The organism is Paraburkholderia sp. GAS333, assembly GCF_050435665.1.
Taxonomy (GTDB): Bacteria; Pseudomonadota; Gammaproteobacteria; order Burkholderiales; family Burkholderiaceae; genus Paraburkholderia; species Paraburkholderia fungorum_A.
The window spans coordinates 248,291-260,541 of the sequence record NZ_JBNDKS010000003.1 but is presented as its reverse complement, the minus strand read 5'-3'; the positions used below and the strand labels follow the sequence as shown (position 1 = coordinate 260,541).

Annotated in this window: 6 protein-coding genes; all 6 read left to right on the top strand. The window is 62.4% G+C overall.

Features of this window, described 5'->3' with window-relative positions; translation table 11 throughout:
- The first annotated feature begins 42 nt into the window (after positions 1-42).
- The 6 genes from ABH945_RS16960 (at position 43) to ABH945_RS16935 (ending at position 12,125) form a co-directional block, all read left to right on the top strand.
- Positions 43-2,529: a TonB-dependent siderophore receptor gene (locus ABH945_RS16960; protein ID WP_429251265.1), complete on the top strand. Its 2,487-nt coding sequence runs from the start codon at positions 43-45 to the stop codon at positions 2,527-2,529.
- 158 nt (positions 2,530-2,687) lie between these two features.
- The gene (locus ABH945_RS16955) at positions 2,688-3,509 is read left to right on the top strand and encodes an alpha/beta hydrolase (RefSeq protein ID WP_429251264.1); all 822 of its coding nucleotides are present in this window, start codon (positions 2,688-2,690) and stop codon (positions 3,507-3,509) included.
- A 425-nt stretch (positions 3,510-3,934) separates the two neighbouring features.
- Positions 3,935-5,131, top strand: a complete 1,197-nt coding sequence (gene wecB, locus ABH945_RS16950) for a non-hydrolyzing UDP-N-acetylglucosamine 2-epimerase (protein WP_429251263.1) — start codon at positions 3,935-3,937, stop codon at positions 5,129-5,131.
- A 126-nt stretch (positions 5,132-5,257) separates the two neighbouring features.
- Positions 5,258-7,444 (top strand): cellulose biosynthesis cyclic di-GMP-binding regulatory protein BcsB, encoded by a 2,187-nt coding sequence (locus ABH945_RS16945; RefSeq protein ID WP_429251262.1) that lies wholly within the window; start codon positions 5,258-5,260, stop codon positions 7,442-7,444.
- A complete protein-coding gene (locus ABH945_RS16940) occupies positions 7,441-9,636 on the top strand; it encodes a glycosyl transferase family protein (RefSeq protein WP_429251261.1) in 2,196 nt (731 codons plus the stop codon). Before ABH945_RS16945 ends, ABH945_RS16940 begins: the two co-directional genes overlap by 4 nt.
- Positions 9,633-12,125 carry an NfrA family protein gene (locus ABH945_RS16935; RefSeq protein ID WP_429251260.1) on the top strand — a complete coding sequence of 831 codons (2,493 nt, stop codon included), beginning with the start codon at positions 9,633-9,635 and terminating at the stop codon, positions 12,123-12,125. The genes ABH945_RS16940 and ABH945_RS16935 overlap by 4 nt, the downstream gene beginning before the upstream one ends.
- Positions 12,126-12,251: the final 126 nt, after the last annotated feature.

The following is a 12,251-nucleotide window of genomic DNA, read 5'->3' as shown; positions in this document are numbered from 1 at the left end:
GTCTAGCAGACATAAGGTCTTCAATTACACGGGGAAATCATCTTGTCGAAGCTGGATTCACAGTCATCACGCGGACTGCGTTCGTACACGCACGGCCGCACCGCCAACCGCCTGCGTCATCGCCTGATCTATCGCGCCGTGCTTGCCACGTTAATGATGGCGCCGTTGGCGCATGCGCAATCCAGTGCAACCGGCAGCGCCGGTTCGTCATCGTCGTCCGCAGCGGCATTGCACGAGTTTCGTATTGCACCGGGCTCGCTGAATAGCGCACTCAATGCATTCGCGGACGTGAGCGGCGTGCAGATCGCCTATGCCGCCGATCTCACAGTGGGGCGGCAGTCCCCCGGCGTGAAAGGGAGCATGTCCAGTGCGAACGCGCTCGATGCGCTGCTCGCGGGCACCGGTCTCGTCGCCCAGCAAGGCGCACACGGCGGCATCGTGCTGAGCGTGAAGGCGCAGGACGTCCCAGCATCCGGCGAGGTAAGCCCCGAGGGAAAGACGTTGCCGCCGGTCGTGGTGAGTTCGTCCGCGGTCTCCGCCGATGAACCGGTCGTGAGCCGCGCGGGCACCAAGACCTCGACCGCTCTGAAGGACACGCCGCAGTCGGTCACGGTGATCGATCGCGCGCAGATGGACGCGCAGGGCGTGCAAAGCGTCGCGCAGGCGTTGCGCTATACGCCCGGCGTGGTGGCCGAGGCGCGCGGTGTCGGCGAGCGCTACGACAGCGTGATGTTGCGCGGTTTCGGCGGCTTTGGCGGCAGCGCGAGTTACGTGAATTTCCTCGATGGACTGAAGCTCGGGCGCGGCCTTTCGTATGCGGTTCCGCAAATCGATCAGTACGGTTTGCAACGCATCGAAGTGCTGCGCGGACCGAGTTCCATTCTGTACGGTCAGGCAAGTCCGGGCGGCGTGATCGTGATGGAAAGCAAGATGCCGGAAGCGAATCACGTCAACGAAATCGACGTGGCGGCGGGTACGCACAATCTCTGGCAAGGCGCATTCGATCTGGGTGGCCAGCTGGACGACGGCAAGGTGCTGTACCGCTTCGTCGGCCTCGCGCGCGATGCGGACACGCAGGTGTCCGGCACTAAGGAGCGTCGCATCTACTTCGCGCCATCGGTCACGATCAAGCCCGACGCGGACACGTCGCTGACTCTGCTCGCGAGCTATCAGTACGATCCGGAAAATGGCTATTACGGTTTTCTGCCGCGTTATGGCACGGTGTCGGCGAATCCGAACGGTCAGCTCGGCACGGGTTTCAACGATGGCGATCCCGACTACGACACCTTTAAGCGGATGCAGGCGTCAGTCGGCTATCAGTTCGAACATCGCTTCAACGACGTGTGGACCGTGCGGCAGAACGCGCGTTACATGCACATGTGGTCGAACTATAAAACCGTCTATTCGAGCGGCTACACCGACTCGACCCAGCGCTATCTGAATCGCCTGACCAGTGGATCGTATGAACACGTCGACAGCATTTCCGTCGACAACCAGGCCGAAGCGCATTTCAAAACCGGCGCGCTGGAACACACCGTATTGTTCGGTCTCGACTATCAGATGACGATGGCGGATCGCACGCTCGCATCCGGTAAAGCGGCGGCGCTCGACATTCTGAATCCCGATTACAGCATCGCCATCGCGGACCCGACGACGGCAAGCTACACGCGCCAGCGCACCGATCAACTCGGTCTGTACGCGCAGGACCAGGTGCGCTTCGGCAAATGGTCGTTCGTGATCGGCGGTCGTGAGGACTGGGCGTCGACGGATTCGAACGAGCTGATCAAGTCGACCAGCACGCATCAATACGATCGCGCGTTCACGTGGCGCGGCGGCGTGCTCTATTCGTTCGACAGCGGAGTTACGCCGTATTTCAGCTATTCGCGTTCGTTCCAGCCGACTACATCGGGCACGACATCGGACGGCGCGCCGCTCAAGCCGACCACCGGCGAGCAATACGAGGTGGGCGTCAAATATCAGCGGCCGGGCAGTGCGAGTTTCACGACGGTATCGCTGTTCGATCTGCGTCAGCGCAATGTGTCGACCATCGATCCGAACAACAGCAATTATCGTGTGCAGACAGGGCAGGTCAATAGCCGCGGCGTAGAAGTGGAGGCGCATCTTGCGTTGACTCACTCGCTGAACGCAATCCTCGCCTATACGTACACGAGCGCGTATGTCGCGTCGGCTACAGATTCGTCTCTCGGTCATACGCCGGCCGCCGTGCCGCGCCAGATGGCGTCCGCGTGGCTCGATTACACGCTGCATGCAGGGCCGCTGAGCGGTCTTGGGTTTGGCGGTGGGGTTCGCTATATCGGCAATACGTATGGCGCGGCGGATAACTCGTTCAAGGTCAGTTCGTACACGCTGGTCGATCTCGGTGCGCATTACGACTGGCGCAACTGGCGCTTCTCGGTCACTGCGTCGAATCTGTTCGATCGCGAATACGTCGCTGCGTGTGCGAGCGCCACGCAGTGTTTCTATGGATTGCGTCGCACCGTGATCGGTCACGCGACTTATCAATGGTGAGCGTTTTTATGCACGGCAATCGAAGCAAAGGATCAAAAAAAGGGCGGCTCCTGGTTGGGCTCGTCGCGGCAATGGGATTCACGCAAGGAGCGGTTGCCGCTTCTTCGTTGCAATGCGCGGCGACGGAGCTGTCTGCACCGGTATCGAAGATTGAATTGATGCCTGACACGCTCGGCGTTGCGGTGGAGTCGGCGGTCAATGGACAGCGTTATCAGATCCTGATTCATCGGCCGTCCGCGACGGTCAAGGAACCGCCGGGCGGCTTTCCGGTGCTCTACGTGCTGGATGGCAACGCAACGTTCGTACTGGCGGCGCAGGCCGCACGATTACAGGAGCGGCTGACAGGTGGCCTGATTGTGGTCGGCGTCGACGCGCAAAGCAATGCGCTATTCGATCCGCCAGCACGTTATCGCGACCTGACGACTCCGGCCGCCGACAACGCGTGGGGTGTTCCGAAAGACAGGAACGGTGGACCGCTTAAAACAGGCGGTGCCGATGCGTACCGCGACTTTCTGGTCAACGAGGTCGCGGCAGTGGTCGATGGATGCATGCATGTGAACAAGCAGCGCACGACGTTGTTCGGTCATTCGCTCGCCGGGCTATTTGTGTTGCACACGCTGTTGACGCATCCCGATAGCTACGATCGCTACATTGCTGCAAGCCCTTCTATCTGGTGGAACGACAGGGCGGTGCTGAACGAACTGTCGTCTTTGAGAACCGATAGAAGCGGTGGAAGAAAAGCGCTTCACCTGATGGTTGGCGGCGCGGAGCAGACTCTGGCCGCCAGTGCTCCGGCGGTCCGTGTCGACCGCGTGACGCATGCGGCGATGAACGACAACGTGCAATTGCTTTATACCCGCCTTAAGCAGGAGCACAGCGACGATGTAGACGTGGCACTCGACGTTTTCAGCGGCGCGAATCATGTGTCGTATCTTCCCGCCGCGTTGAGTGCGGCGGTGACCGAGGCGGCTACGCGTTAGCGACTGCCGGTGGATTGTCCGCAGTGGCGGCACTGCGGACAATTACACCTTGTTCGCATCGTATTTGCACTTCCTTCGAATTGAGTCTGCATGCCGGTTATCAATGCCGTATTTAACATTTCGATTCGATTGGCAATAAATACGTTAATTCATGTTTAGGATTAAGTGATACACCGTGACTCATTTTTTATATGAAGGAATAAATTACTTATCCAGGTATTGGTGTGGAAATAAAAACCTATAAAAAATGTAAAGATTTGGCTTGATTTTCGGCATTTAATTCCGCTATAAAATCTTCTAAAAAGCTTTAAAAGGGAAAATTTCCCGGTTAATGTTTTTTACATTTTTTATAAATACCGAAAACATGTCGAGTGCTTAAAATCCGATGCGTCGTGAGTCAAACAACGCACGGATAACGCACACCAATGACTAAAAAAATACTGTCGATCTTCGGCACCAGGCCAGAAGCAATCAAGATGGCTCCGCTGATGCGCGCACTTGCGGCAGAGCCGGGAATCGATTCGGTGGTCTGCATCACGGGCCAGCATCACACCATGTTGCAGCAGGTTCTCGATCTATTCGACATTGCACCCGATTACGATCTGGCCGTCATGACGCAGAATCAGACGCTCAATTCGCTGACTGCACGCGTAATTGAAAAGCTCGATAAGGTGATCGACAGGGAGAAGCCCGATCGTATTCTGGTTCACGGTGACACGACAAGCGCGTCATCGGCCGCGCTTGCTGCATTTCATCGCCGTATTCCGGTCGGCCATGTTGAAGCGGGATTGCGCACTTATGATCCCGGTCATCCGTGGCCAGAAGAAATTAACCGACGCATCGTGGATACCGTTAGCGATCTTCTGTTTGTGCCGACGCATCGGTCTGCCGCGAATATAGCGGCGGAATCGCTGCAAGGATCGACCATCGTCACGGGTAATACCGTCATTGACGCATTGCTCTGGATGACAGAGCGCATCGACAGTAATACCGCTTTACGCGACAGCCTCGACGCGCGTTTTCCGTTTCTCGACCCCGGTCGGCAGATGGTGCTCGTCACCGGGCATCGGCGTGAAAGTTTCGGGCAAGGTTTCGCCGATATCTGCGCCGCGCTTACGCATATCGCGCAGCGCCCCGACGTGCAGATCGTGTATCCGGTGCATCTGAATCCCAATGTTCGCGGACCGGTCACGCTGGCACTCGAACGCGTGCCCAATATCCATCTGATCGAGCCGCAAGGCTACGACGGCTTTGTGCGGTTGCTACAGCGCGCGACGTTGATCCTCACCGACTCCGGTGGCGTGCAGGAAGAAGCGCCCGCGCTCGGCAAGCCGGTTCTGGTGATGCGCGACGTCACCGAGCGTCCCGAAGCCGTGCAGGCCGGCACGGCGTTGCTGGTCGGCACGAATCCCGCAACGATCGTCAATGCCGTCATGCAGTTGCTGGACGATGCCGGCGCGCGCCACGCCTTCGCACAGCGCATCAATCCGTATGGCGACGGCCGTGCTTCTGCGCGGATCGTCGCGGCGCTTGCCGGCCGACCTTTCGACGCATTCGCGCCGCCGGGTCTGCGCAGCGTCGAAGTTGACATTCGGCCCGCAAGACTCAGAGCAAGCCTCTAAGGCCCCAGGTCGTTCCGACGTAGCACGTCGATGGACGCTTTCGCTGCGCACGCCGTGCGTCGCAAGGCGGGTATCAGATCGCGCGGCGGCAACACGGCATCAAACCTTCTACGAGACAGGATTCCGATGATTCAATTCTTTCGCCCACGCGTGCCGCAAACCATGCTTGCGCTGGTCGTCGCATTCGGCGCAGATTGCAGTCATGCCGCCGCTGCGGATATCGCGGGCGGCTTCAGTCAACTGAGCCAGGGCATCAGCGAAACGCGGGTCGTCTCATTGAAAGAACTCGGGCTGCTGACCAGCGTCACGTTGACCGCGCCGGATACGCGCCGCGAATTCTTCCTGCCAGTGCCGGCCGATGTGCCGATCTCCGATGCCACGTTGCAATTCGACGGCGCTTACGTGCGCGGCGACGGTGGCCGCACGACGATGCTGCTCTCGCTCGACGGTTCACCCGTGTTGTCGCGCTCGTTCACGCAGGCGAACGGCGGCGCGTCGCTCAGTATCGGCGTGGACGGTGCGCCTCGCTCAGCCGGCTATGTGCGGCTCGGTCTGGGCTTCGCGTCCGTGATCAACGACAACGTCTGCACCGACCAGACCGCGATCGGCAACGTGCTGCGGGTCGATCCGAGCACCCGTCTGTCCTATCGCTTCAATCCCGCCGATGTCCACGATCTGCGCACCGCGTGGAGCGCGTTGCCGTACGCGCCGGTGCTGGCTATCGCCGGTGACCGGCTCGGCGCGGCCTCGCTCGATACCGCGTGGCGTACCAACGCGCTGTTGCAGCGCGACGGCAAGCGCCCGGTGATGCAGACCTTGCCCACAGTAGGCTCGACAGTCGACGTGAGCGGCACCGACATTCCCGCGGCGTTGCACGGTGTTCCCGCATTCGACGCACTCGCGAGCGGCGGTTCTCACGTGATCGCCGACGAGGCCGAGTTGGGCGCCGTGTTCGCGCTCGCGCCGCGCGCTGTTTTCGGACCCGATGTAGTTGTCGTGGACCAGCCGATGCGCAACACGCTGAACGCGGCCGTCGACGCACTGCGCGCGCAGGTCGCCACGGCGTCGCCGCAAGCACTCACCGAATTCGACGCGTGGCGCGCGCATGCAATCGACGCCGTTGCGTCACCGCTCGCGCGAGGCGAAGCGCGCGTCGCGCATCTCGGCGGACGAGCGGTGATCGTGATCGGCGACAACGAAGGGGCCGGTGTTCTCGCGCGCGGCTGGAGGCCGATCGACGTGTCCAACCGCGTCGTCGTCCATCAGATCGACCCGGGCGCACGTACGCCCGGCGACACGATTCCGCTGTCCGATCTCGGCGGCGATCCGCGCAGTGTCGACGTGCACGACACGGCTTCGTGGGAAGCGAGTTTCGACATGGCCGCTGCGTCCGGCAAGGGGCAATTGCCGAAGGAGGTCGTGCTCGACCTCGCCGCGTCGCCGACACTCTCGAACGGACGCGCGACTGCGACCGTCTATTTCAACGACGTGATGATCGGCGCAAAGCTGCTCGACGTGGATGGACGGCGTCAGCGCCTCGATCTGCAGATTCCGCGCTATGCGCTCGCGCGCACCAACAATCTGCGCGTGACGTTCCGGCGGCAGCCCGACGCCGGGTGTCAGGCGCGGCAGTCGTATCCGGTGTCGGTGCTGCCGAGCAGTTATCTGAAGCTCGCGCGCGGCACGCCGGACAACGACTTTGTCGGCATGGCCGCGCGTTACGCATCGTCGGCGACGGTGCTCGTGCCGCACGCGTATCTCGACGACGCCGTGCACAGCGTGCCGCGTCTCGCCACGTTGACCGGCGCAGCAGGCGTCGCGCCGATGCCCGCTACTTTTGCGGTCGTCCCTGACGGTGCCAGGGCACAGCCCAACGGCCCGTTCCTCGCCGCCGACGTGCCGCTCGACGACGAAAAAAACCATGTCGATTTTTCGAAAGATCACCTGATGCTGACCTCGTCCTCGGGCGACAAGCTGATCGACGTGTCGGGGCTCAGCAAGCTCGCCGTGGTGAGCGTCGCGCAATCGGGCGAGCAGAGCGGCATCGTCTACCGTTCGACGGGCGACGCGCCGGTGCTGACCGACAAGCTGCAACTGTCGCGCGGCGATATCGCGGTGGTCGATGCGAGCGGCGTGCTCAAGCAGTTCGACACGGTGCATCCCGACGACCTGCTCGCCACCGGCAATTCGAGCACGCTGTGGGTCACGCGGCATTGGGCACGATGGGGCATTCCCGGTGTGCTGCTGATTCTGCTGATCGCGCTGATTCTGTTCGCGCGTCATTCGCGTCGTAAAAACCGGGCTAAACCGTGATTATCGCCACGCTGAAGTGGTATGGCGCCGTTTTGCTCGCGCAGTATTACCAGACGCTCGAACAGATTTCGACAGTCGTCGCGGCAATCATTCTGCTGTCGAGCCTCGACGATCTGTTCATCGATCTCTGGTACTGGGTGCGCGAAACGGTGCGGCGCTTCACGGTCGAGCGGCAGCACAAGCCGCTGACCGTCGCGCAACTCGAACAGCGCGACGAGCAGCCCATCGCGATCATGGTCCCCGCGTGGCAGGAGTACGACGTGATCGCCGCGATGATCGAGGATGCGGTGCGAGTGCTCGACTATCGCGCTTACACCATTTTCGTCGGCACCTATCAGAACGATGCCGCGACGATTGCCGAAGTAGAGCGCATGCGGCATCGCTACAAGCATCTGCATCGTGTCGAGGTGCCGCACGATGGACCGACCTGCAAGGCCGATTGTCTGAACTGGATCGTGCAGGCCATCCTGCACTATGAATTTGAAGCGGGGATCGAGTTCGCGGGCGTCGTCATGCACGACAGCGAAGACGTGCTGCATCCGGTCGAATTGAAGTTCTTCAACTATCTGTTGCCGCGCAAGGACATGATCCAGCTGCCGGTGGCGTCGCTCGAACGCGAATGGTACGAACTGGTGGCGGGCACCTATATGGACGAGTTCGCCGAGTGGCATGCGAAGGATCTGGTGGTACGCGAGAGCATGGCGGGGTCGGTGCCGTCGGCGGGTGTCGGCACGTGTTTTTCGCGGCGTGCAATGCTTGCGCTGATCGAGGAAACACAGAGCCAGCCGTTCAATACAGAAAGCCTCACCGAAGACTACGACGTCGGCGCGCGCATCAGCAAGCTCGGCATGCAGTCTATTTTTCCGCGTTTTCCCGTTCAGTTCGCGACCCGTCGACGGTCATGGTTCGGGCTCGGACCCGAGCGCGATATCACCGTGACGATGCCGCTGTGCGTGCGTGAGTTTTTCCCGGATACGTTGCGCACCGCGTATCGGCAGCGCGCGCGCTGGACCCTCGGCATCGGTCTGCAAGGCTGGAAGCAGACTGGCTGGAGCGGGTCGTTTGCGAATCGTTATCTGCTGCTGCGCGACCGGAAAGGGGTCGTCACCGCGTTCGTCGGCATGCTGGCTTATCTGCTGGTGCTGCAGTTTCTGCTATTCGCGGTGGCGTCGTTTATCGGCCTCACGCCGAATCTGTTTCCTTCTCCCTTTATCGATTCGACGTGGACGCAATTCCTGCTTGCGGCCAACTTCATATCGCTGGCGTTGCGCGTGCTTCAACGCGTGATCTTCACGACGCGGCTTTATGGTTGGGAGCACGGCATCCTCGCCGTGCCGCGCATGGTGATCAGCAATTTCATCAATTTTCTCGCGGTGTTTCGCGCGTGGCGGCTTTTTCTCGTGCATATCGTGACCGGCAAGCGGCTCGCGTGGGACAAGACGATGCATGACTTTCCGAGCGCCGACGGTCTGCGCAACACGCGGCAGAATCTTGGCGAATTGCTGCTGTGCTGGCAGGCTATCGATCAGAGCAAACTCGATATCGCCTTGAGCGACGAACGCTCGCGCGAAGCACCGCTTGGCCGTGTGTTGATGGCGCGAGGCTGGCTCGATGAGGAAACGCTGGCCGAGGCGATAGCGTTTCAATCCGATCTGCCGCGCGGCAAATTCAATCCGGCATTGCTACGGGATTCACGCGACGATGTGCCCGTCGAGGTGCTCGTGCGGATGCGCGTGCTGCCGCAAGGCACCGACGAAAACGGGCACATGGTGTTCGTTGCCGCGAGTCTCCCCGCCGACGATGCGCTCGCCGAGTTGCATGAACTCACTGGCCGCACGGTCGCGGTGCATATCGTGCGCGAGAGCGAAGTGACCCAGGGGCTGCGGGTGTTGCGCGATGTCGAACAGCCGTCGCTGGCAATGGCGGGTGGCGCGGACAGCGACGCGGATAGTGAAACTGTGCAGCCGCACGAAACGATCATGCGTGGCGTGCCGCTGATCGGCGATCTGCTGATCGAGATGGGCCTCGTCACGCGTGCCGCTTTCGAGGATGCGCTGACCAGCTATCGGCCGGATCGGGACGGCCGGATCGGCGATTACATGGTCGCGCGCCACGTGATTTCGCGCGACGCGCTGCGGCTCGCGATGGCCGAACAGCGGCGCATCCAGCAGGAACAGGCGGCCCGCCGATGAACGACACGATCATGCGCCGCCGTCGTCAGTCGATCCCGTCATGCCTCGGACCTCGCTGGCGCGCGTGGGCCGCCGCGTGGGCGATGACTGCGTTGTCCGCGATTCCTGCGCTGCCGGTTCACGCCGATGAAAACTTGCCGTTGCCGCTGGAGGGTGCAGCTTACCGGGTCGCGCAATCCGCGTATGAGGCGTATGGCGCGCACCGTTATGCCGACAGCGCGAGCCTCGCCCGCGAAGCGATCCGGCAACGGCCGGACCTTGTGGAGCTTCGTCTGCTGCTCGCCAATTCACTGGCGGCGGATGGGCATCGCGAAGCGGCGAGCCGCGAATTGTCGTCGGCGATTGCGATGCTGGGTGCGCAACCTGCGTTGACCGAACGTCGCGCGCAGATTGACCGTTTGATCGCGGCGGGCGAGGCGGGCGGCGATACCGGCGATCTCAATAGCGCCGCGTTCAAGGCCGCCGGGCGCGCATATCGGGCATACGCGCAAAGGGACTATGAGGCGGCGATCAGCGCGTCGCGCGACGCAATTGGCGAGGCGCCGGATGCGGAGCGGTTGCGTTATCTGCTGATCGACGCGTTGCTCGCGACGAATCAGGACGCGGACGCGTATGCGGAAGCCGTGGACGCAACCCGGCGTTTCGGCGATAGCGAAGCGCTGCGGCAGCGCCGCGACTATGTCGGCGCGCGGCTTGGGCAGCAGCTTTCCATCCAGGCATCAGCGGCACGCGAGCGCGGCGATTTGACGGGCGCAACGAAGCTTGCTCAGCAAGCGGTCGATCACGCGCCCAATCAGTTCAATTTCCGCCTGCAACTGATCGACCTTCAATTCGGCCAAGGTGACCTCGCCGGTGTCGAGCAAACGGCTTCAGGGGCCATCGAGCAGAACGATCGCGACGTGCTCGCGTGGACGTTGCGCGGTTATGCCCGCGCCGCGTTGCAGGAAACGGGTGCGGATGGCGACTTTGCACATGCGCTCAGCGAAACGGATGCGTCGGCCAATACATCGCCTCGCACCGCGCGGATTGCCCGCATGATCATCGCTGATGTGTGGATAGCGCAAGGCCGCGCACAAGCTGCGCTCGACCTGCTGGCGCCGCTCGCTCAGGCGCATGACGACACCGACGCGGCGATTTCGCTGCGTCGTCATCGTGCGCACGCGAAGCTCCGCGAAGCGGCACCTGCAGCATCAGCAACCATCGCAATCGATCCCAAAGCGCGCCCGGTCTTCGATTGCCGCACCGACCAGTTCGGCGCCGCTTGCGACCTGTACGCCGCCGATCCCGGTTTCGACGCCGCACGAAAAGCGCGCCTCGCCGCGAGCCAGGGCGATCGCCGCGCAGCCGTCGAAGCCGCGCGCGAAGCCGTGGCGGCCGCGCCGGACGACCCTCTCCATCGCACCGAACTGATCGATGCACTGGTCAACGAGGGCGACGAGCGGGGCGCGTCGGTGCAAGCCCGCAGCGTGATCGACGCAGGCCTGCTCGACGGCATGACCGACATGCAGGCCGGTTTCATCGCGCAACGGGCGGGCGACAGCCGCCTCGCACTGCATTACTTCGAACAGGCCGATCAGCATGGCGACCTGCCAGCGTCGGCATTCGCGGATGCCGGCTACGCCGCGCTGCACGCGCACCGCAACCCGCAGGGCGCGGCCTACCTGGAGCGCGCAATCGATGCCGGCACACATCCCGCCGACGGCGAACCCGCGGCCACGCCGCAAACCCTCGCTGACGAACGCGCCGCCCACGCGGAAGCCACCCGCAACTGGGGCTTCAACACGTCGCTGAATTACCGCAATGGCGGCGCGCAACCGGGTTTCGCGTCGAACCCCGTGCCGGGCGTAGCGAACAACTGGCAGACCGCGACCGAAGCCTGGTGGCGGCCGTTCGGCAGCCTCGGCGAGCGCGATTTCCAGGTCTACGCTCGCGGCTATGAAAACTTCGGCGTCAAAGGAGACGAACCTTCCGGCGCCGATACGTTGCAGGCTGCGGTGGGCGCGCGCGTGAAGCCGTTCAGTTCGATCAACGCGGTATTCGCGTTCGAACGGATTGTGCCAATCGGCGCCAGCGTGCGCTCGGACTGGCTCGCGCGTGCTGCGTGGTCCGATGGATTCGGCACCGCGTTGCGCATCGACCGGCCGAGCTGGTGGACGGGTATCGCGTACGCGGAAGCCGGTCGCTATCTGCAGCATCCGTCCACGTATGCGACGGCTAACGCGCGGCTGGGCCGCACATTCCGGCTCGATTCCGTCGATTCCAATCTCACCGTGTTTCCGCATCTGGTGGTGGGCGCGGACTACGACTCGGCGGTCGATCACAGCGTGCCGGTCGGCATCGGGGCAGGGGTGTCGACGCGCTGGTGGTTCCGCGGCGGCCCCTACGATGCGCCGCGTTCGTTCGTGGATCTGTCGGTGCAATACCGGTTCCGGGTGGCCGGGGATGCGCGCGCACGCGGTGTATTCTTCGGGGCCGTGCTGGCCTACTAGGCGAGCTTTCCGTGAACGCCGATGGCGGGCACGGAGCGCTCACCGCCATCTGACGACGACCCAACCGATGCGAGTCAAATTCCGTCCGTCCTGTTGTCGAACGCCGGTCCGCGTGGCGCTGGCATT